The following is a 20,390-nucleotide window of genomic DNA, read 5'->3' on the forward strand; positions in this document are numbered from 1 at the left end:
CTCCAATTTTTCTTTTTAACCACGTGCTCAGCGGCCTTTCCTGGGCATCTGAAACAACCGGTAGTCTGGCAAGATCCAAGGCAGGCTTTCAAGGAAAGACCCATCCTTTGTTTGCTCTGAGCGAAATGCATACTTCACACCCCGCTCAGAGCCTAGCACTTAGCCCTGCAATGCACTCAGGGTCAGGTCCAGACACTTGCGTGCCTTGGTCACCAACTCATCGATTTCTGCCGGTGTAATCACCAGTGGTGGAGCAATGATCATGGTGTCGCCCACGGCGCGCATGATCAGGCCGTTTTCGAAGCAGAACGTGCGGCAAATCATGCCAGCGCCCTTGCCTTCGTAACGCTTGCGAGTGGCTTTGTCCTGCACCAGCTCGATCGCCCCCAGCAGACCCACCCCACGCACTTCCCCCACCAACGGGTGATCGTTCAGTTCCCGTAGACGCTTTTGCAAATAGGGTGCCGTTTCTGCATGAACGCGCTCGATAATTTTTTCTTCGCGCAGGATGCGGATGTTCTCCAGTGCCACCGCAGCGGCCACCGGGTGCCCGGAATAGGTGAAACCGTGGTTGAAATCGCCACCTTCGTTGAGCACCGCCACCACTTCGTCACGCACGATCAGGCCACCCATAGGGATGTAGCCGGATGTCAGGCCTTTGGCGATGGTCATCATGTCGGGTTTGAGGTCGTAGAAATCGCTACCGAACCACTGACCGGTACGGCCAAAACCACAGATCACTTCGTCAGCCACGAACAGAATGTCGTACTTGGCGAGGATTTCCTTGATGCGCGGCCAGTAGGTCTCTGGCGGAATGATCACGCCGCCGGCACCCTGGATCGGCTCGGCAATAAAGGCACCAACGTTGTCCACGCCGACTTCCAGAATTTTCTCTTCGAGCTGATTGGCCGCCCAGATACCGAACTCTTCCGGTGTCATCTCGCCGCCTTCAGCGAACCAGTACGGCTGCGCGATGTGGACGATGCCCGGAATCGGCAAGTCGCCTTGTTCGTGCATGTAGGTCATGCCACCCAGGCTCGCGCCGGCCACGGTGGAACCGTGATAACCGTTCTTGCGGCTGATGATGACTTTCTTCTTCGGCTGGCCCTTGATCGCCCAGTAGTGACGAACCATACGCAGCATGGTGTCGTTGCCTTCAGAGCCGGAACCGGTGAAGAACACGTGGTTCATGCCTTGTGGCGCGATGTCGGAGATGGCCTTGGCCAGTTCCAGCACCGGCGGGTGAGCCGTCTGGAAGAACAGGTTGTAGTAAGGCAGTTCGCGCATTTGTTTACTGGCGGCATCGGCCAGTTCATCGCGACCGTAGCCGATCGCCACGCACCACAGGCCGGCCATGCCGTCGAGGATCTTGTTGCCTTCGCTGTCCCAGAGGTAAACACCCTTGGCGTTGGTGATGATCCGCGGGCCTTTCTCTTTCAGCTGCTTGAAATCGCTGAACGGGGCCAGGTGGTGATCGTTGCTCAGGGTTTGCCATTCACGGGTTTGCGGGTTGTTGCTGGTCATGCGAATTCTCCTAAGATTTCAGTGAAAGGCGCGGCAATTTCCAGCCGCGCCCGGCGCATCAGACGGCGAAGAGCAGGAATTCCCGCTCCCATGAACTGATCACGCGCTTGAAGTTTTCATGCTCGGCCCGCTTGACCGCGACGTAGCCAGTGATGAATTTCTTGCCCAGGTACTTCTCGATGGTCGCGCTGTGTTCCATGCGTTCCAGCGCGTCTTCGATGGTCAGTGGCAGGCGCAGGTTGCGGCGTTCATAGCCACGGCCCACCACCGGCGCACTCGGGTTCAAGCCTTCGACCATGCCGATGTAACCGCAGAGCAGGCTCGCGGCAATCGCCAGGTACGGATTGGCATCGGCGCCCGGCAGGCGGTTTTCCACCCGACGGTTTTGCGGTCCGGCATCCGGAACCCGCAGGCCCACGGTGCGGTTCTCTTCGCCCCACTCCACGTTCACCGGTGCCGAGGTGTCCGGCAGGAAGCGGCGGAACGAGTTGACGTTCGGCGCGAACAGCGGCAACAGCTCGGGGATCAGTTTCTGCAAACCACCGATGTGGTTCAGGAACAGCTGGCTCATGCTCCCGTCTTCATTGGAGAAGACGTTCTTGCCGGTCTCGATGTCGATGATGCTCTGGTGCAAGTGCATCGCACTGCCCGGCTCGCCGGTCATGGGTTTGGCCATGAAAGTGGCTGCCACGTCGTGCTTGAGCGCGGCTTCGCGCATGGTGCGCTTGAACACCAGGATCTGGTCGGCCAGGGACAGGGCATCGCCGTGACGGAAGTTGATTTCCATCTGCGCCGTGCCGTCCTCGTGGATCAGCGTGTCGAGGTCCAGCTCCTGCAATTCGCACCAGTCGTAGACGTCTTCGAACAGCGGATCGAATTCGTTTGCCGCTTCAATCGAGAAGGACTGGCGACCGGTTTCCGGGCGACCGGAACGGCCAATCGGCGGTTGCAGCGGGAAGTCCGGGTCTTCGCAGCGCTTGGTCAGGTAGAACTCCATTTCTGGCGCCACGATCGGCTGCCAGCCCCTGTCGGAATAGAGTTTCAGCACCTTTTTGAGCACGTTGCGCGGCGACAGCTCGATCGGGTTGCCTTGCTTGTCGTAGGTGTCGTGGATCACCTGAGCGGTAGGCTCGATGGCCCAAGGCACCAGGAATACCGCGTTCTGGTCGGGACGGCAGATCATGTCGATGTCGGCCGGGTCGAGCAGTTCGTAATAGATGTCGTCTTCGACATAGTCGCCGGTCACGGTCTGCAACAGAACGCTCTCGGGCAGGCGCATGCCTTTTTCGGCAATGAACTTGTTGGTCGGCGAAATCTTGCCCCGGGTGATCCCGGTCAAGTCGGCGATCATGCATTCGACTTCTGTGATCTTGTGGTCTTTCAACCAATCGGTGAGCTGGTCGAGGTTGTTACTCATAAATGCCTCTTAGGCTTGGTTTCCTGACTCTTATAAGTCAGGCGTTGTTCGACGCATCGGCGTCGCGTTGTAATGCGTGCTTACGGCAGGCATCGCCAAATGCCTGGAAGATCGCAAGGTAATCCGGGTTTGAGCTTACCTGCCATTCGGGATGCCATTGCACTCCCAAAGCAAAACTCTTGCCCTGCGGGACCGAGACTGCCTCGATCAACCCGTCGGGAGCCAAGGCCTCGACGCAAAGGCCCGGTGCCAGGCGTTCAACGCCCTGACCATGAATCGAATTGACGTGTATCTCGCTCGCCAGGCCCAGACCTGCGAGCACACCACCCGGTTGGATGTGCACCGGGTGACTTGGCGCATACTGTCCTTCAAGCGGTAGGCTATCGTCTTCACGGTGATCCATGAATGGACCGGCTTCGTGGACTTTTTGATGCAGGCTGCCGCCGAACGCCACATTCATTTCCTGAAAGCCGCGGCAAATACCGAGCACGGGAATGCCGGCCTCGACTGCGGCGCGGATCAACGGGAGGGTGGTGGCATCGCGTGCAGAATCATGAGCAGTGCCCGGTGCGCTGGCTGGGCCGCTATAGTGAAACGGTTCTATATTGGAAGGAGAGCCTGTAAAGAGGATGCCATCCAGACCGTCCAGAATATCGGACGGTGCCAGCAAATCGGCCAGGGACGGAAGAATCACCGGCAGCCCCTTGGCCGCTGAGGCCACGGCGCGGACGTACTTGTCGCCACTGATGTGATAAGCATGCAGACCGATCTGCTTAGAGCAGGCGGTGACGCCGATTAACGGCAGGCGAGACATGAAGCACCCCGGTATTATTGGTGTTATGGGTTTGAATCGAGCTTAGCCTTGTTCATTTTTTTACACAACACCCCCGTAAAAAATACAACACGGCCCGCTCAAGCCCGCAGGCGCTAAATCGCTCAAAGGCATAAAAACGCCCCAAAGTGCCTCAAAAAAGCCCCACTGGTGCTTTTTTAGGGCAAAAAAGGCCTCGCTTGACTTCGGCATGCCGTTCGGGTTGACTGGAATCCGAAGAGATCAATGATTGATATTTTTAACAACAAAGGTGTTGCATCATGTCGGTACCCCCGCGTGCCGTTCAGCTTAACGAAGCGAACGCGTTCCTTAAGGAACATCCTGAGGTTCTGTACGTTGACCTTCTGATTGCGGATATGAATGGTGTGGTGCGCGGCAAGCGCATTGAACGCACCAGCCTCCACAAGGTTTACGAGAAAGGCATCAACCTGCCGGCCTCTCTATTTGCTCTGGATATCAATGGCTCGACGGTGGAAAGCACCGGCCTGGGCCTGGACATCGGCGATGCTGACCGAATCTGCTATCCAATCCCTGACACCCTGTGCAACGAGCCTTGGCAGAAGCGCCCTACCGCGCAACTGTTAATGACCATGCACGAACTCGAAGGTGAACCTTTCTTCGCGGATCCCCGTGAAGTTCTGCGTCAAGTTGTTGCCAAGTTCGACGAGATGGGTCTGACCATCTGCGCCGCGTTCGAACTGGAGTTCTACCTGATCGACCAGGAGAACGTGAACGGTCGCCCACAACCACCTCGCTCGCCGATCTCCGGCAAACGCCCGCATTCGACACAGGTTTACCTGATCGACGACCTCGACGAATACGTCGACTGCCTCCAGGACATTCTGGAAGGTGCGAAAGAGCAAGGCATCCCTGCCGACGCGATCGTCAAGGAAAGCGCTCCGGCGCAGTTTGAAGTGAACCTGCACCACGTTGCCGACCCGATCAAGGCCTGCGACTACGCGGTGCTGCTCAAGCGTCTGATCAAAAACATCGCCTACGACCATGAAATGGACACCACGTTCATGGCCAAGCCTTATCCGGGCCAGGCGGGCAACGGTCTGCATGTCCACATCTCGATTCTTGATAAAGACGGCAAAAATATTTTTGCCAGTGAGGATCCCGAGCAGAACGCCGCACTGCGTCACGCGATCGGCGGTGTGCTCGAGACCCTACCGGCGCAGATGGCTTTCCTCTGCCCGAACGTCAACTCCTACCGTCGTTTCGGCGCACAGTTCTACGTGCCGAATGCACCGTGCTGGGGTCTGGACAACCGTACTGTTGCGGTGCGTGTGCCAACCGGTTCCGCCGACGCGGTCCGCCTGGAACACCGCGTTGCCGGCGCCGATGCCAACCCGTACCTGCTGATGGCTTCGGTCCTGGCAGGCGTGCACCACGGTCTGGTCAACAAGATCGAGCCAGGCGCACCCGTGGAAGGCAACTCCTACGAGCAGAACGAGCAAAGCCTGCCGAACAACCTGCGCGATGCATTGCGTGAGCTGGACGACAGCGAAGTCATGGCCAAGTACATCGATCCGAAATACATCGATATCTTCGTCGCGTGTAAAGAGAGCGAGCTGGAGGAGTTCGAACACTCCATCTCCGACCTCGAGTACAACTGGTACCTGCATACCGTGTAAGCGGTTGCAGTAAAAAACAACGCCGCAGGCCTCGCAGCTTGCGGCGTTTTTTTATGGCCGCCTGCGGCGGATCGCGAGCAAGCTCGCTCCCACAGGGGATTTCCTGCGTACGCGAAATCTGTGTTTCACATCGATCAAATGTGTGAGCGAGCTTGCTCGCGATGGCGGCCGGGCAGACAACATAGATGCCTGCTCGTACAATGCCCGCTGCCCCGCAGGAGACTTCGATGACCCGACTCGCCACCCCACGCAAACCCCGCGCCCGCAGCCAGGCCCGGATCGATTCGATACTCGATGCCGCACGCACGTTGCTGGCGGCCGAGGGCGTGGCCAGCCTGTCGATTTACAGCGTCGCTGAACGCGCGGAAATCCCGCCCTCTTCCGTCTACCACTTCTTTGCCAGCGTCCCGGCGCTGCTCGAAGCCCTGACGGCTGACGTCCATGCTGCGTTCCGTGCCTGCCTGCAAGCCCCCATCGACCACGAAGCCCTGAACGGCTGGCGCGATCTGTCGCGACTGGTGGAACAACGCATGCTCGCGATCTACAGCGAAGACGCCGCCGCCCGCCAGCTCATTCTTGCCCAGCACGGGCTAACCGAAGTCACCCAGGCCGACCGTCAGCACGACATCGAACTCGGCGACCTGATGCACAAACTCTTCGACCACCACTTCGAGCTGCCGACGCTGCCGAACGATGTCGATGTGTTTGCCCTGGCCATGGAGCTCGGCGACCGCGTCTATGCGCGCTCGGTGCAACAACACGGACAGATCACCCCACGCATGGCCGAAGAAGGCATGCGGGTATTCGACGCCTATCTGGGCCTGTATTTGCCGCCCTACCTGTCCAAGCGCAACGCATAACGCAACGAGGTGTTCATGGCACACGTTCCAGACAACTACCTTGGCGTGTGGCAACGACGCCTGATCAAATTCCAGTCGGGGCGCGTCGACAGCGAAACGGCTGTGTACTGGCTGCAAACCCCGCGTTTGTTTGCCGACCTGCGCATCCCGCCGGCAACACTTGCGGCGCTGCCGCTGGAGCAACTGAGTCACGCTGACTTGCTGACCCTGAGCGAGCAAAAAGGCTTCGCTGGCGTAACCGAGGTCAACGGAGACATTTGCCAGTGGCATCGCAAACTCGACTATCAGCCGGTCAGCACCGAAGAAGACATCGGGCGCATGCATTTCGAAACCAGCGAGCGCCTGGTCGAAACCGCCCTGGACGACAGCTACTACGAGATCTGGGAGCGGCTGCCGGACTCTCGCGGCACCTGTCGCGGCCAGTGGTTGCAGGCGGTCGATGATCCAACACGCGTTGCCTGCCTGGTGCTGGCCGGTGACTACTTTCTGTTCGCCGCCAGCCGGGTTGTCGCGCTGGAACCCGGTGGTCATTTGCGCGAACAAATCGACGGAGCAACCGCACAACAGCGGCTCGCCTGCGAACTGTCCTTCGGTCGTCACCACGGCGGGCAAACACCGTGGCACATCGACTACTCCACACTGCCTAGACAGGTCGGCCAACCATTGTTGTCGGCTGACATCGATCCGCACGCCAGCGAGCTATTCAGCGACCCACGCCTGTTGTCTTCACTCGGCACCTACGCACCCGTTGCTGGTTGGCGCTGCGCATCCGAGCCCTGAACACCCGCGCATAAAAAACCCCGAAGGGTTCACACCCTTCGGGGTTGAGCGCAATGCACGCGCTTACAACTTGGCGATCGACACCTCGGTGGATTTCACAAACGCGATCACTTCGCTGCCGACTACCAGTTCCAGCTCTTTCACCGAGCGAGTGGTGATCACCGAGGTGACGATGCCGGAAGCGGTCTGTACGTCGATTTCGGACAGTACGTCGCCGAGTACGATTTCCTTGATGGAGCCTTTGAACTGGTTACGAACGTTGATGGCTTTGATAGTCATGATGTTGATTCCTGTCGTGGATAAGGCTTGAGTTATTGAGCCCAACGCAATTGCGTGGGTAATGGTGAAACAGGTTCCGGTGCCGGCGGTTCGCCGGGCAACGCCAGCACGCGATTGAGGACTTCGGTTTCCAGCGCCGCCAACCGATGAGAGCCGCGAACCCGAGGGCGCGGCAGCTCAACGTGCAGGTCGAGGCCGACTTCGCCCTCTTCGATCAGGATCACTCGATCGGCAATCGCCACCGCTTCACTGACATCGTGGGTGACCAGCAACACGGTGAAACCGTGCTTCTGCCAGAGCCGTTCGATCAGCTGCTGCATTTCAATTCGGGTCAGCGCGTCCAGCGCGCCCAGCGGTTCGTCCAGCAACAGCAAGCGCGGTTGGTGGATCAGCGCGCGGGCCAGGGCCACACGTTGCTTCTGGCCACCGGACAAGGCCGCCGGCCACTCATTGGCACGGTCGGCCAGACCGACCGACTCCAGCGCTTCCAGCGCTTGCGGACGCCAGTTGCCCTTGAGCCCGAGGCCGACGTTGTCGATGACCTTTTTCCACGGCAGCAAACGCGCTTCCTGGAACATCAATCGAGTGTCTTCCCGCGCCTCACTCAGCGGCGCGGAGCCGGCCAGCAATTCACCGCCCGTGGGTTTGTCGAGACCGGCGAGCAAGCGCAACAAGGTACTTTTGCCGCAACCGCTACGACCGACCACGGCGACAAACTGACCGGCCGGGATGTGCAGATCGATCTCGCGCAGCACCTGCCGCGAGCCAAAGGTTTTTTGCAGTTTGCGCACCACCAGCGGAATCCCGCGCAGCAGGCGTGGAGGTTGTTGAGCCGTCATGCCGCACCTCCTTTAACAACCTGATAGGCCGGGTGCCAGCGCAACCACACGCGTTCAAGTCCACGGGCCGCGAGGTCGGCGAGTTTGCCGAGCACGGCGTACAAAAGAATCGCCAATACCACCACGTCGGTCTGCAAGAACTCCCGGGCATTCATTGCCAGGTAGCCGATGCCGGAACTGGCGGAAATGGTTTCCGCGACGATCAACGTCAGCCACATGAAGCCCAGCGCGAATCGCACGCCGACCAGAATCGAAGGCAGCGCCCCCGGCAGAATCACCTGGCGGAACAGGCTGAAACCGGACAAGCCATAACTGCGGGACATTTCCACCAGCGCCGGATCGACGTTGCGGATGCCGTGATAGGTGTTGAGGTAGATCGGGAACAACGTGCCCAACGCCACCAGGAAAATCTTCGCCGACTCATCGATGCCGAACCACAGGATCACCAGCGGAATCAGCGCCAGGTGCGGCACGTTGCGGATCATCTGCACCGAACTGTCGAGCAGGCGCTCGCCCCATTTCGACAAGCCGGTGATGAAGCCCAGGGTCAGACCGATGCTGCCGCCGATGGCGAAGCCCAGCGCTGCACGCCAGCCGCTGATCGCCAGGTGAGTCCAGATTTCACCGCTGCGCACCAGGCTGACGCCGGCTTCAATGACCGCGATCGGCGCCGGCAGAATCCGAGTCGACAACCAGCCCGCCGACACCGACAACTGCCACACCGCCAGCAGCAACACCGGCAACGCCCAAGGCGCAAGGTTATGGATAAGTCTCTTCATGGTGCGCCTCAGCTCTGCGACGCGGCTTTGGGGAGAATGTCGTTGGCGACCATCTCACCAAACGGGCTGACGTAACCGGCGCTTTTCGGCAATTCCGGGCGCTCGATATCGAGGTGTGGGAACAGCAATTCGGCGACGCGGTACGACTCTTCCAGGTGTGGGTAACCGGAGAAGATGAACGTGTCGATGCCCAGGTCCGCGTATTCCTTCACGCGAGCGGCCACCGTCGGACCATCGCCCACCAACGCCGTACCGGCCCCGCCACGCACCAGGCCGACACCGGCCCACAGGTTGGGGCTGACTTCCAGGTTGTCGCGGCTGCCGCCGTGCAATGCGGCCATGCGTTGCTGACCGACCGAGTCGAAGCGTGCCAGAGAAGCCTGGGCGCGAGCGATGGTTTCGTCATCCAGATGAGAGATCAGCCGATCCGCCGCTTGCCAGGCTTCGGCATTGGTTTCACGAACGATCACATGCAGACGAATCCCGAAGCGCACGGTGCGCCCGAGCTTCGCGGCTTTGGCGCGTACTTGTTCGATCTTCTCGGCAACGGCTGCCGGAGGTTCGCCCCAGGTCAGGACCATTTCGACCTGCTCTGCCGCGAGGTCTTGCGCCGCTTCCGAAGAACCGCCGAAGTACAGTGGTGGACGCGGTTGCTGGATCGGCGGGTAGAGCAACTTCGCGCCCTTCACGCTGATGTGCTGACCGTCGTAATCGACGGTTTCGCCTTCCAGCACGCGGCGCCAGATGCGGGTGAATTCCACCGAGGCTTGATAGCGCTCTTCGTGAGTCAGGAACAAACCGTCGCCGGCCAATTCTTCCGGATCACCGCCGGTTACCAGGTTGAACAACGCACGGCCGCCGGACAGACGATCCAGCGTCGCAGCCTGACGCGCTGCCACCGTCGGGGAAATGATCCCGGGGCGCAGGGCGACGAGGAACTTCAGACGCTGGGTCACCGGAATCAGCGACGCGGCCACCAGCCACGAATCTTCGCAAGAGCGCCCGGTAGGAATCAGCACCCCGCCGAAGCCCAGCCGATCTGCCGCTTGCGCGACTTGTTGCAGATAACCGTGGTCGACGGCGCGAGCGCCTTCGGCGGTGCCAAGGTAATGGCCGTCGCCGTGGGTAGGCAGGAACCAGAAGATATTGAGGCTCATGGAGTGGTCTCCTTAGGGATTCGAATTACTGAGCTTTGGCAACGGCCGCCGGAGGCGTCCAGATCACGTCTTTGATGCTCAGCGGCTTTGGAATCAGCTTGAGCTGGTAGAAGCTGTCGGCGATTTTCTGTTGGGCGGCGACCACTTCAGGCGTGAGGAACAACGCGCCGTAACCCTGGCGTTTTACCGAAGTCAGGGTGATGTCTGCCGGCAGGCCGAGCAGTGGCGAAACTTGTTTGGTCACGTCTTCGGGATTGGCCTTGGACCATTCGCCGACGGCGCGCACTTCTTCCACGAGGGTCTTGATCACCTCTGGATTTTTCTGCGCATACGGTTTGGTCGCGAGGTAGAACTGATGGTTGTCGACGATGCCTTGGCCATCACGCAGGGTGCGTGCTTGCAGTTGCTGTTCGGCTGCAGCCTGGTACGGGTCCCAGATCACCCAGGCATCGACGCTGCCACGTTCGAACGCAGCGCGGGCATCGGCCGGCGGCAGGAATACGGTCTGGATGTCGGTGTATTTGAGGCCGGCATCTTCCAGTGCGCGGACCAGCAGGTAGTGCACGTTGGAGCCTTTGTTCAGGACGACTTTCTTGCCCTTGAGGTCCGCTACGGATTTGATCGCCGAATCCTTCGGCACCAGGATCGCTTCGCTGTGAGGTGCTGGCGGTTCGTAGGCGACATAGAGCAGATCGGCGCCGGCTGCTTGAGCGAATACCGGTGGAGTTTCACCCGTAACGCCGAAGTCGATGGAGCCGACGTTCAGGCCTTCGAGCAGTTGCGGGCCGCCGGGGAATTCAGTCCATTGCACGTCCACGCCTTGGGCGGCGAGGCGTTTTTCCAAAGTGCCTTTGGCTTTGAGCAGCACCAGGGTGCCGTACTTTTGATAACCGATCCGAAGAGTCTCGGCTTGAGCTTGAGTAATGGCGCCGAAGGTTACAGCCGCAGCAAACAGAGCGACCAGACCACGACGCAAAATGACAGTGCGCATGGCGCTCTCCTTTTTGCAGTTGGGTTTTGGCTGCACCTGCTTGCCCGTTAGCGGGCGAGTAAGGCCAGTACATCAATTTCAGGTGTGGCTTAAGTGCTGGCTTAAATGCTCCAGCGAGCACTCAACAAACGTTCATTCAACAGGTTCGGATCGATCGGCTTGGGCCGTCGGGCCATGGCGCTGAAAAACAGCTCCAGCGATTCATTCAGTCTTTCTTCCAGCTCCGGTGCCAACTGCGCCTGGACGCTGCCTTCGCCGTAAGCGATCTGGCTGTCTACGGCGAAAATCCCGTGAAGCATTTCCTGGGCTTTCAACGCCGACAACACAGGCTTGAGCGCGTAATCCACCGCCAGCATGTGGGCGATGCTGCCGCCGGTGGCCATTGGCAAAACCACCTTGTGGGCCAGGGCGCGTTCGGGCAGCAGGTCCAATACAGTTTTCAATGCGCCGGAGAACGACGCTTTGTAGACCGGCGTGGCGATCAGCAGGCCATCGGCGTTTTCAATCTGCTGCAGCAGGTCGATCACCTTCGGGCTGTCGAAGCGTGCATGCAGCAAGTCTTCGGCCGGGAAGTCCCGTACCTGGTAACTCACCACTTCCACACCTTGCTCCTGCAACCAGCGTTGGGAGCGCTCCAGCAGCACCCCGGAACGGGAGCGTTGGCTGGGACTGCCACCAAGTGAGACGACCAGCATTCAGAGGATTCCTTGAACGGTGTTGGCGATTCGCGGTTTGCGATCTCGCTTTGATGGAAGTGACCTTAACAGGTGATTGTTATATCCATAAATCATATTTATTCATTTGGTTATTCTTTACAGATCTATACGAGATGCCTTTTCCCGGGCAAAAAAATAGGCCGTAAAAACGACCTGAAATCCCCTGCTTTGTGGATGCGGTTCAATCTGAACCCTGCGGTGCCTGGTATGCCGTCATCGCGAGCAAGCTCGCTCCCACAGGTAAAGCGCAATCCAATGTGGGAGCGAGCTTGCTCGCGATAGCGGTTTAAGCAACGCCGCGAAAGCCAACGGTTTAGCGATTAGGTTGTGGCGTCAGACGCAGGTACGGCTTCACCGCGCGATAGCCCTTGGGAAAGCGTTTTTTGATTTCGTCTTCGTCCTTGAGCGACGGCACGATCACTACTTCATCACCGTCCTGCCAGTTGGCCGGGGTGGCCACCTTGTAGTTGTCGGTGAGTTGCAGCGAGTCGATAACCCGCAGGATTTCATGGAAGTTACGGCCGGTGCTCGCTGGGTAGGTGATGGTCAGTCGAACCTTTTTGTTCGGGTCGATCACGAACAGCGAACGCACAGTCAGGGTGTCGTTGGCGTTCGGGTGGATCAGGTCGTAGAGGTCCGAGACCTTGCGGTCGGCGTCGGCAAGAATCGGGAAGTTGACGAGGGTGTTCTGGGTTTCGTTGATGTCCTCGATCCACTTGTGGTGCGAGTCCACCGGGTCCACGGACAGGGCAATGGCTTTCACACCGCGCTGCGCAAACTCGTCCTTGAGCTTGGCAGTGAAGCCCAACTCGGTGGTGCACACCGGGGTGAAGTCCGCCGGATGGGAAAACAGCACGCCCCAGCTATCGCCCAGCCATTCGTGGAAACGGAGGGTGCCGGCGCTGGAATCCTGTTCAAAGTCGGGGGCGATATCGCCCAGTCTGAGGCTCATGGTGCTGCTCCTGGTGAGTGCTTGTTGAGGTCAACTGTGCCTGCATTTCTTATTCATTAAAAAGAATAAATATCGATTTGTTTAGAACGCAAATGAATATTAAAAATGTGTTCACTGGACCTCGACAGCGGTCAGGACGACTATCGCCCACAAGGTTCGAGAAGGCCTTGAGTTGCTGCACAAAGAGGGAAACTTCGAGGAGGGTTTACGGGGGTGAGCCTGACTTGAAAACGCAAAAGCCCCGCCCGGCGAGATGCCGGGCGGGGCTTTTTTTTCAGCGGTTACGCGAGCGCTATTACAACAGCGGGATCGAGTAGCTGACGATCAGTCGGTTTTCGTCCTGGTCGCGTTGGCCCGGGACGTCGTTGCGCCACATGGCGTTTTTCCATGTGAAGCCCAGGTTTTTCAGTGCGCCTTCCTGGACTACGTACGCCAGGGTCAGGTCGCGTTCCCACTCGGAACGGCCGGAGCCGGCCACTGCGGTGCTGGTGCTGCTGATGGTGTCGATGTTGTCGCCACGCAGGTAAACGATGCCGGCAGTAGCGCCTGGCAGGCCAACCTTGGCGAAGTCATACGAGTAGCGAGCTTGCCAGGTACGTTCGCCGGCGCGAGCGAATTTGGCAATCTGCGAGTCGGTAATGATGTAAGCCGACGAGCCATCACCCTGGTTCAGCCAAGGGAAATCGCTGCTACCGTTGCTGACCTGGTAACCGCCACCAAAGGTGTGACCGGCAACCGAGTACAGGAAAAGGCCGCTGTACAAGTTGTTGTCGACCTTGCCTTTACCAGCGCGGAAGCCCTGATAGTTACCGGTGCTGTAGTAAGCAGAGTCGTGGCCGTTGGCACCATCGTCAGAGCTGTTGAAGTAACGCAAGTCAGACTTCAACACACCAGGACCGATCGACCAGTTGTGAACCAGACCCAGGAAATGCTGCTTGTAGAAATCTTCCAGGTTGCCGTAGTAGTACTGGGCAGTCAGGTCTTTGGTGATCTTGTAGTCGCCACCACCGTAGATGAACTTGTTGCTGTCACGGCCGGAAGCGGTGGGAGAGTTCGCACCAGCAATCGACAACTCTTCGTTGTTGCTGGAGTTACGACCCTTGGCGTGCTCGATCTGACCACCAACCAGTGTCAGGTCTTTGATCTCGTTCGAGGTGATCTGACCACCTTGAAAGGTTTGCGGCAGCAGACGGCCATCGTTGGTCACGATAACTGGCAGTTTTGGCTGCAGAGTGCCCAATTTCAGTTCGGTCTGGGAAATCTTGGCTTTGGCAGTCAGGCCCAGGCTGGAGAAGTTATCAACCGCTTCGCCGTTGGACTTGCTTGGGAAAACAGTGCCGCCGTAAGAAGTCGAAGTGGCGCCGTTAGTGCCGCCGCCCGAATCCAGACGCACACCCAGCAGGCCAATAGCATCAATACCGAAGCCAACGGTGCCTTGGGTGTAGCCGGAGATGAAACGCAGGTCGAAGCCTTGGCCCCATTCTTCGTTTTTGCTCTGAACGCCGTTAGCCTTGTTGGCAGGAGTGCCAGCAGCACTGTCACGGTTATCGTTGTTAATGTAGAAGTTACGCAGCCCCAAAGTAGCTTTGCTGTCTTCGATGAAACCGGCGGCGCCTGCCTGCTGCGCCAAAACCCCTACGGCCACAGCCAGGGCCAAGGTGGACTTGTTCATTGTTTCGCTCCTATCGTTTCTAATTTTTGAGGTCCTGGGTCGAATGCCCTGGATCCTGAAATGCTCGGTGAGTGCCAGACCGTGTGACTACGGCGATGGCCTGACCCCTGTAATTTTTGCCCGCATGATAAACACAAAAAGAATTATTTCATCATTTTTCATGCCATTCAGGAATATAGCTTCGCGCTATTACTCTGAGTCGGGACCCAAGGTATCGGCTCGTAAGCCACCCACTTTAGGTGTTTGGCTTAAAAGCTAAAAAGAATAAAAAATTACTACGTAAGCTCTAATTGGAATATTGAGAAACACAAAAAAACCTCGCTTGCAGGCGAGGCTTTTCGTGGTGGCTTTTAGAGGAAGCTGTAGGTGTAGTTGAAGATCAGGCGGGTCTGGTCCTGGTCAGGGATATCGATTTGGCTGCCACGGTAGACACCATTTCGCAGCGTTACGCCGAAACCTTTGAGGGCGCCCTGCTGGATGGTGTAGTCGATCCGCATGTCGCGTTCCCACTCGGACATATCGCTGCCAACACCGTTTTTAGCTTTGATGTTGTCGCCATGTAGGTAGGCTATCGAGGTTTTCAGGCCCGGCACACCCAGCGCAGCGAAGTCATAGGAGTACTGGCCGAAGGTGGTGTTTTCACCGGCACGGACAAAACCGTTAATCATGGAGTCGGTGAACAGGTAGAAGCTCGTGCCTCCGTTCGATTCCGGACGACCATTGCCATCAACAACGTTGCCCTGGTTCAGGTAGACGAAACCGCCGTCATCGTTGACGCGCTGGTGACCGAGCAGGAAAGCGTTGCCACCCAGGGTGTAGGTGAACATGGCGCTCCAGGTCTTGTTATCGACCTCGTTTGGGTTCTTCGCAAAGCCACCATTGTTATTGAAAAAATAGCCTGGATCGCCATTCTTGCCATCGGAGCTGCTGTCAAAATAACGCAGGTCTGTCTTGAAGGACTGTTTGGCGTCGATCGGGAAAACGTGAATCAGACCAAGGAAGTCCTGCTTGTAGTAATCCTTCAGATTCGAGTGGTAGTACTGCAGGGTGAGGTCCTTGGTGACCTTCCAGTCAGCACCGGCGTAACGGAACTGATTGCTGTCCTGAAGACCGCCAGCCACGGCCAGGCCGGTGGAGTTTGAAGAGGCGCGACCCGCCGAGTGCTCCAACTGACCCGCGTTGAGGGTCACGTTGTCGATTTCCTTCGAGGTGATGGTGCCACCGTCAAAGGTCTGTGGCAGCAGGCGGCTGTCGTTCGCAACCAGGATCGGCATGTTCGGTTGCAGAGCGCCACCCAGGTGGGCTTCGGTCTTCGAGAAGCGGGCCTTGACGTTGGCTGCCGCGCGGCTCCACTCGTCCACGGCCGAATGGTCGGTGTCGCTTGGGAAGAAAGTGTTGGGATCCGGGTGATGGCCCTTGCCACCGTCCAGATGGATACCGACGAGGGCCTGGGCGTCGATACCGAAGCCGACAGTGCCTTGGGTGAAGCCGGACAAATAATCGAATTTGAGGCCTTCAGCGGTCTCTCTCTGATCCGCGCCGCCATCCCGATTATCGTTGTTGTAATACATGGTGCGAGAACTGACGGAAGCTTTGCTGTCTTCCAGGAAACCCGCGGCGCCTGCCTGCTGCGCTAAAACCCCGACGGCCACGGCCACACCCAGAGCCAAGGTGGACTTGTTCATTGTTTCGCTCCTCTCGTTTCTAATTCTTGTGTTCCTGGTCCTGGGTCGTATGCCCGGGATCCTAAGATCCGCGATTAGCGCCAGACCGTGACCCACAAGTCAATCGTAACTTTGTGTGTCTACGACCATGGTCTAATCCCCAATAAATTCCTTCCTTGTCGGGCCATAAACCCAAAAAGAATCACCCAATTCTTTTTCATACCGTTTAGGAATTTAGCTCCGCACTACTCCTTGAGCCGGGACACGGGCACCGGCTCATAAGCTAATTCCTAAATGGTATTTGTTAGCCTTTTTTTAGATCGATTAGCTTTGATGTAACTCACGATCAATCCCTATCGAAAGGCAGCTCCATGTCGACCAAGCGCGCACTATCCAGTCCAATTGTTACAGTTTGTGTATCGCTAATAATTTCTTTTAGCGCCCAGGCGGCGAACCTCACCGTCGGATATCAAACCGGTATCGACCCCAGCAAAGTCCCCCAGGCAGACGGACTGTACGAGAAAACCCTAGGCCAGAAAATTGACTGGCGTCGTTTCAATAGCGGCCCGGAAGTGGTTACGGCCATTGCTTCCGGCGACGTGCAGATTGGCAACCTCGGCTCAAGTCCGTTGGCAGCCGCTGCTTCGCGCAATCTGCCGATCGTTGCGTTCATTGTTTCCGCCCAGATCAACGCCGCTGAAGCACTGGTGGTGCGTAACGGCAGCGGCATCGATAAACCGGAAGATCTGATCGGCAAGACCATCGCCACACCCTTCGTTTCAACCTCCCACTACAGTTTGCTGGGTGCGTTGAAGCACTGGGGCCTGGACGCCTCGAAAGTCAAAGTGGTGAATTTGCAACCGGCGGAAATCGCGGCGGCGTGGAAGCGTGGTGATATCGATGGTGCGTTTGTCTGGTCACCCGCCTTGGGGGAAATTCGCAAGACCGGCAAGACCTTGACCGACGCTGCACAGGTCGGCCAATGGGGTGCACCGACCTTCGAAGTCTGGGTCGCGCGCAAGGATTACGCCGAGAAGCACCCAGAGGTTGTGGCCAAATTTGCCAAGGTCACGCTGGACTCGTTCGCCGACTATGCCGCGCATAAAGACAGCTGGACTGCTGACTCGGTACCGGTGCAAAAAATCGCCAAACTGACCGGTGCCAATGCCGTCGATGTGCCGGAGTTGCTGGCCGGTTCAACCTTCCCGGATGCTAAGGCCCAACAGACCACCGCGCTGCTGGACGGCGGCACGGCCAAGGCGATTGGCGAGACGGCGAAGTTCTTGAAGGAACAAGGGAAGGTCGAGACGGTGCTGCCGGATTATTCGCCGTATGTCAGTGCGAAGTTTGTCACTGAGTGATTGCTGACGGCTGCTGCGCAGCCGATCGCGAGCAAGCTCGCTCCCACAGGGATCTTTGGCGTTTACAAAACCACTGTGGGAGCGAGCTTGCTCGCGATGGGGGCCCTGAGGTTACAAGGTTTTTTCGAAGATCTTCGAATTACGCTGATAGTTGTACAGCGACGCCCGCGCCGACGGCAGACGCTCTACGCTGCTCGGCACAAACCCACGCTCTCGAAACCAGTGAGCGGTTCGGGTCGTCAGTACGAACAAGGTTTTCAGCCCCTGCGCCCGGGCGCGGGTTTCGATGCGCTCCAGCAGCTCATCACCACGACCGCCATGGCGGTATTCCGGGTTCACCGCCAGACACGCCAACTCCCCCGCATCCGAATCAGCAATCTGATACAGCGCCGCACACGCGATGATCATGCCTTCGCGCTCGACCACACTGAACTGCTCGATCTCGCGCTCCAGCACCTCACGGGAACGCCGCACCAGAATGCCCTGCTCTTCCAGCGGGCTGATCAAATCCAGCAAACCACCGACGTCTTCGATCGCCGCTTCGCGCACAATCTCGAATTGCTCCTGGGCCACCAGCGTACCGCCACCGTCACGGGTGAACAGTTCGGTCAGCAGCGCGCCGTCTTCGGCGTAGCTGACAATATGACTGCGCGCCACGCCACCGCGGCAGGCCTCAGCCGCCGCATCCAACAGCTCAGCCTGATAGTTGCTGCCCAGACGCTGCAGATGCGCTGGCACTTGTTGCGGACGCAACTCACGAACCAGACGACCGTTTTCATCGATCAGACCCAGGTCGGCGCCGAACAACAGCAACTTGTCCGCCCCCAGATCGATTGCCGCACGGGTGGCGACGTCTTCGCAGGCGAGGTTGAAAATCTCACCGGTCGGCGAGTAACCCAGTGGCGACAACAGCACGATGGAGCGCTCATCCAGCAGGCGATTGATGCCCTTGCGGTCAACCCGACGTACTTCGCCGGTGTGGTGATAGTCGACACCTTCGAGCACGCCGATCGGCCGTGCGGTCACCAGATTGCCGCTGGCCACCCGCAGACGCGAGCCCTGCATCGGCGATGAAGCCATGTCCATGGACAGCCGCGCTTCGATGGCGATACGCAGTTGGCCGACCGCATCGATCACGCACTCCAGCGTTGCGGCATCAGTGATGCGCATCCCGTGGTGGTAATGCGGGGTCAGGCCGCGTGCAGCCAGGCGGGTTTCAATTTGCGGACGGGAACCGTGAACCAGCACCAGTCGCACGCCCAGGCTGTGCAACAGCACCAGGTCGTGGACGATATTGCCGAAGTTCGGGTGCTCCACGCCGTCGCCGGGCAGCATGACGACGAAGGTGCAATCGCGGTGGGCGTTGATGTAAGGCGAAGCGTGACGAAGCCAATTAACGTATTCGGGCATGAACCTGGGCCTGTAATAAATAGCAGCCAAAAAATGGGCGAAACAAAAAAACGCACAGCGGGCTGATGGTTATCGTCGGAACAGGCTTGGCGACACGCGCGCTCTCCTCATGAATACGGGTTGGGACATTGGCAATGTATACGACTTGGTGAACCTGTAGGAGCCGAGCTTGCTCGCGATAGCGGTGGGCCAGGCAACATAGATGTTGAATGTAATGCCGCCATCGCGAGCAAGCTCGGCTCCTACAGGGACTGCGTTTAACTGACTGGCATTGGCGTTTTGGCCGGTGTCAGGCAGTAATGTTCAATCAGTTGACGTAATAGATGCACCGTAGGCTGCAAACGTGACATTTCGAGGTATTCCCCCGGTTGGTGCGCACAGGCGATGTCGCCAGGGCCGAGCACCAGGGTTTCGCAGCCCAGACGCTGAAGATAAGGCGCTTCGGTGCCGAACGCCACTGCTTCGGCGAGATGGCCGGTGAGCTTTTCAGCGACACGGACCAATTCTGCATCCTCGGCCTGCTCGAACGGCGGTACTTCGGGGAACAGCGGCGCGTAATCGATCTTCACCTGATGCCACTCGGCAATGGGCTTGAGCTTCTGCAGAATCTCCGCGCGCAGGGCATTGGGGTCCATGCCCGGCAACGGGCGCAAATCAAACTCCAGCGAACACTGGCCGCAAATGCGGTTGGGGTTATCGCCGCCATGGATGCAGCCGAAGTTCAGGGTCGGCGTCGGCACGCTGAACTGCGGATTACGGAATTCACGCTGCCACGCCAACCGCAAACCACGCAGTTCACCGATGGCATCGTGCATGGCTTCGAGGGCGCTGTGGCCAAGGCGCGGGTCCGAGGAGTGGCCGCTCTGGCCGAGGATGTCGATGCGCTCCATCATGATGCCTTTGTGCATGCGGATCGGCTTCAGCCCGGTCGGCTCGCCGATCACCGCCGCACGTCCCAGCGGACGCCCGGCTTCGGCCAACGCACGCGCGCCGGACATCGAGCTTTCTTCATCGCAGGTAGCGAGGATCAACAGCGGTTGCTTGAACGGCTGATCGAGCAGCGGTATGACGGCTTCGATGGCCAGCGCGAAAAAGCCCTTCATGTCGCAACTGCCCAGACCCACCCAGCGGCCATCGACTTCGGTCAGCTTCAGCGGATCGGTCTGCCACAGCGCGCCATCGAATGGCACCGTGTCGCTGTGACCGGCCAGCACCAAGCCACCGGGGCCGGAACCGAAACTGGCCAGCAGGTTGAATTTGCCGGGGCTGACCTGCTGGATATCGCAGGCAAAACCCAGATCGCCGAGCCACGTTGCCAGCAGATCAATCACTGGACGGTTGGATTGATCGAGGCTGGGCTGGGTGCAGCTGACGGACGGCGTAGCGATCAGCGCAGCGAACTGATCTTTCATGGATGGCAAAGGCATCGCTGACTCCAACTCCCGAATTGAAGTCCATCATAGAACCATCCGGCGACAGGAATAAACCGCTGCGGCGCGTAGGTACCTTCAGTCCTGTAC

Annotated in this window: 18 protein-coding genes; 4 read left to right on the forward strand and 14 right to left on the reverse strand. The window is 58.5% G+C overall.

What is annotated here, in order from left to right; translation table 11 throughout:
- Positions 1 to 159 precede the first annotated feature (159 nt).
- From ACA079_RS30915 to ACA079_RS30925, 3 genes are read right to left on the reverse strand one after another with little or no spacing between them, the layout of a single operon-like run.
- Positions 160 to 1,524, reverse strand: a complete 1,365-nt coding sequence (locus ACA079_RS30915) for an aspartate aminotransferase family protein (protein WP_497701996.1) — start codon at positions 1,522 to 1,524, stop codon at positions 160 to 162.
- A gap of 58 nt (positions 1,525 to 1,582) precedes the next feature.
- Positions 1,583 to 2,941, reverse strand: a complete 1,359-nt coding sequence (locus tag ACA079_RS30920) for a glutamine synthetase family protein (protein ID WP_497701997.1) — start codon at positions 2,939 to 2,941, stop codon at positions 1,583 to 1,585.
- A 37-nt stretch (positions 2,942 to 2,978) separates the two neighbouring features.
- Complete coding sequence (locus tag ACA079_RS30925) at positions 2,979 to 3,755, reverse strand: gamma-glutamyl-gamma-aminobutyrate hydrolase family protein (protein ID WP_497701998.1); 777 nt, start codon at positions 3,753 to 3,755, stop codon at positions 2,979 to 2,981.
- Between the two features lie 278 nt (positions 3,756 to 4,033).
- Between ACA079_RS30925 and ACA079_RS30930 the strand changes: the two genes are divergently transcribed.
- From ACA079_RS30930 to ACA079_RS30940, 3 genes are all read left to right on the forward strand, one after another.
- Positions 4,034 to 5,410 carry a glutamine synthetase family protein gene (locus ACA079_RS30930; protein ID WP_045059751.1) on the forward strand — a complete coding sequence of 459 codons (1,377 nt, stop codon included), beginning with the start codon at positions 4,034 to 4,036 and terminating at the stop codon, positions 5,408 to 5,410.
- Between the two features lie 227 nt (positions 5,411 to 5,637).
- Complete coding sequence (locus ACA079_RS30935) at positions 5,638 to 6,270, forward strand: TetR/AcrR family transcriptional regulator (RefSeq protein WP_497701999.1); 633 nt, start codon at positions 5,638 to 5,640, stop codon at positions 6,268 to 6,270.
- Between the two features lie 15 nt (positions 6,271 to 6,285).
- Positions 6,286 to 7,050: a hypothetical protein gene (locus ACA079_RS30940; protein WP_497702000.1), complete on the forward strand. Its 765-nt coding sequence runs from the start codon at positions 6,286 to 6,288 to the stop codon at positions 7,048 to 7,050.
- Positions 7,051 to 7,113: 63 nt separating this feature from the next.
- Here the strand turns inward: ACA079_RS30940 and ACA079_RS30945 are convergent, their stop codons facing one another.
- The 9 genes from ACA079_RS30945 to ACA079_RS30985 all read right to left on the reverse strand — a co-directional run bounded on the left by ACA079_RS30945 (position 7,114) and on the right by ACA079_RS30985 (position 16,120).
- Positions 7,114 to 7,329: a TOBE domain-containing protein gene (locus ACA079_RS30945; RefSeq protein WP_003229256.1), complete on the reverse strand. Its 216-nt coding sequence runs from the start codon at positions 7,327 to 7,329 to the stop codon at positions 7,114 to 7,116.
- Between the two features lie 32 nt (positions 7,330 to 7,361).
- On the reverse strand, positions 7,362 to 8,168 hold the full coding sequence (gene ssuB, locus ACA079_RS30950; RefSeq protein WP_129440195.1) for an aliphatic sulfonates ABC transporter ATP-binding protein: 807 nt from the start codon (positions 8,166 to 8,168) through the stop codon (positions 7,362 to 7,364).
- A complete protein-coding gene (gene ssuC, locus ACA079_RS30955) occupies positions 8,165 to 8,947 on the reverse strand; it encodes an aliphatic sulfonate ABC transporter permease SsuC (RefSeq protein ID WP_415758697.1) in 783 nt (260 codons plus the stop codon). The genes ssuB and ssuC overlap by 4 nt, the downstream gene beginning before the upstream one ends.
- A gap of 8 nt (positions 8,948 to 8,955) precedes the next feature.
- Positions 8,956 to 10,104, reverse strand: coding sequence for an FMNH2-dependent alkanesulfonate monooxygenase (ssuD, locus tag ACA079_RS30960; RefSeq protein ID WP_154856029.1), 1,149 nt, complete (start codon positions 10,102 to 10,104; stop codon positions 8,956 to 8,958).
- Positions 10,105 to 10,129: 25 nt separating this feature from the next.
- Positions 10,130 to 11,095 carry a sulfonate ABC transporter substrate-binding protein gene (locus tag ACA079_RS30965; protein ID WP_415772117.1) on the reverse strand — a complete coding sequence of 322 codons (966 nt, stop codon included), beginning with the start codon at positions 11,093 to 11,095 and terminating at the stop codon, positions 10,130 to 10,132.
- 101 nt (positions 11,096 to 11,196) lie between these two features.
- Positions 11,197 to 11,790: an NADPH-dependent FMN reductase gene (ssuE, locus tag ACA079_RS30970; RefSeq protein ID WP_008150435.1), complete on the reverse strand. Its 594-nt coding sequence runs from the start codon at positions 11,788 to 11,790 to the stop codon at positions 11,197 to 11,199.
- A gap of 334 nt (positions 11,791 to 12,124) precedes the next feature.
- The gene (locus tag ACA079_RS30975; protein WP_129440176.1) at positions 12,125 to 12,763 is read right to left on the reverse strand and encodes a peroxiredoxin; all 639 of its coding nucleotides are present in this window, start codon (positions 12,761 to 12,763) and stop codon (positions 12,125 to 12,127) included.
- Between the two features lie 295 nt (positions 12,764 to 13,058).
- Positions 13,059 to 14,435 carry an OprD family porin gene (locus ACA079_RS30980; protein WP_497702001.1) on the reverse strand — a complete coding sequence of 459 codons (1,377 nt, stop codon included), beginning with the start codon at positions 14,433 to 14,435 and terminating at the stop codon, positions 13,059 to 13,061.
- A gap of 350 nt (positions 14,436 to 14,785) precedes the next feature.
- The gene (locus tag ACA079_RS30985; RefSeq protein WP_497702002.1) at positions 14,786 to 16,120 is read right to left on the reverse strand and encodes an OprD family porin; all 1,335 of its coding nucleotides are present in this window, start codon (positions 16,118 to 16,120) and stop codon (positions 14,786 to 14,788) included.
- A 350-nt stretch (positions 16,121 to 16,470) separates the two neighbouring features.
- Here ACA079_RS30985 and tauA point away from each other — a divergent pair, with 350 nt between their 5' ends.
- Complete coding sequence (tauA, locus tag ACA079_RS30990) at positions 16,471 to 17,460, forward strand: taurine ABC transporter substrate-binding protein (protein WP_497702003.1); 990 nt, start codon at positions 16,471 to 16,473, stop codon at positions 17,458 to 17,460.
- A gap of 111 nt (positions 17,461 to 17,571) precedes the next feature.
- Here the strand turns inward: tauA and argA are convergent, their stop codons facing one another.
- The gene (gene argA, locus ACA079_RS30995) at positions 17,572 to 18,870 is read right to left on the reverse strand and encodes an amino-acid N-acetyltransferase (RefSeq protein ID WP_074871805.1); all 1,299 of its coding nucleotides are present in this window, start codon (positions 18,868 to 18,870) and stop codon (positions 17,572 to 17,574) included.
- Positions 18,871 to 19,127: 257 nt separating this feature from the next.
- Entirely contained in the window at positions 19,128 to 20,297 is a 1,170-nt protein-coding gene (gene argE / locus ACA079_RS31000; protein WP_497702004.1) for an acetylornithine deacetylase, read from the reverse strand.
- Positions 20,298 to 20,390: the final 93 nt, after the last annotated feature.

Source organism: Pseudomonas sp. LBUM1645, assembly GCF_059716185.1.

Excerpts from the sequence above, each read along its gene's own strand:
- ACA079_RS30985 (WP_497702002.1), bottom strand. The coding sequence starts at position 16,120 with ATGAACAAGTCCACCTTGGCTCTGGGTGTGGCCGTGGCCGTCGGGGTT.
- ACA079_RS30915 (WP_497701996.1), bottom strand. The coding sequence starts at position 1,524 with ATGACCAGCAACAACCCGCAAACCCGTGAATGGCAAACCCTGAGCAAC.
- ssuD (WP_154856029.1), bottom strand. The coding sequence starts at position 10,104 with ATGAGCCTCAATATCTTCTGGTTCCTGCCTACCCACGGCGACGGCCAT.
- ACA079_RS30920 (WP_497701997.1), bottom strand. The coding sequence starts at position 2,941 with ATGAGTAACAACCTCGACCAGCTCACCGATTGGTTGAAAGACCACAAG.
- ACA079_RS30965 (WP_415772117.1), bottom strand. The coding sequence starts at position 11,095 with ATGCGCACTGTCATTTTGCGTCGTGGTCTGGTCGCTCTGTTTGCTGCG.
- ACA079_RS30975 (WP_129440176.1), bottom strand. The coding sequence starts at position 12,763 with ATGAGCCTCAGACTGGGCGATATCGCCCCCGACTTTGAACAGGATTCC.
- tauA (WP_497702003.1), top strand. The coding sequence starts at position 16,471 with ATGTCGACCAAGCGCGCACTATCCAGTCCAATTGTTACAGTTTGTGTA.
- ACA079_RS30980 (WP_497702001.1), bottom strand. The coding sequence starts at position 14,435 with ATGAACAAGTCCACCTTGGCCCTGGCTGTGGCCGTAGGGGTTTTGGCG.
- ACA079_RS30945 (WP_003229256.1), bottom strand. The coding sequence starts at position 7,329 with ATGACTATCAAAGCCATCAACGTTCGTAACCAGTTCAAAGGCTCCATC.
- argA (WP_074871805.1), bottom strand. The coding sequence starts at position 18,870 with ATGCCCGAATACGTTAATTGGCTTCGTCACGCTTCGCCTTACATCAAC.
- ssuE (WP_008150435.1), bottom strand. The coding sequence starts at position 11,790 with ATGCTGGTCGTCTCACTTGGTGGCAGTCCCAGCCAACGCTCCCGTTCC.
- ACA079_RS30940 (WP_497702000.1), top strand. The coding sequence starts at position 6,286 with ATGGCACACGTTCCAGACAACTACCTTGGCGTGTGGCAACGACGCCTG.
- ACA079_RS30930 (WP_045059751.1), top strand. The coding sequence starts at position 4,034 with ATGTCGGTACCCCCGCGTGCCGTTCAGCTTAACGAAGCGAACGCGTTC.
- ACA079_RS30925 (WP_497701998.1), bottom strand. The coding sequence starts at position 3,755 with ATGTCTCGCCTGCCGTTAATCGGCGTCACCGCCTGCTCTAAGCAGATC.
- ssuC (WP_415758697.1), bottom strand. The coding sequence starts at position 8,947 with ATGAAGAGACTTATCCATAACCTTGCGCCTTGGGCGTTGCCGGTGTTG.
- argE (WP_497702004.1), bottom strand. The coding sequence starts at position 20,297 with ATGCCTTTGCCATCCATGAAAGATCAGTTCGCTGCGCTGATCGCTACG.
- ACA079_RS30935 (WP_497701999.1), top strand. The coding sequence starts at position 5,638 with ATGACCCGACTCGCCACCCCACGCAAACCCCGCGCCCGCAGCCAGGCC.
- ssuB (WP_129440195.1), bottom strand. The coding sequence starts at position 8,168 with ATGACGGCTCAACAACCTCCACGCCTGCTGCGCGGGATTCCGCTGGTG.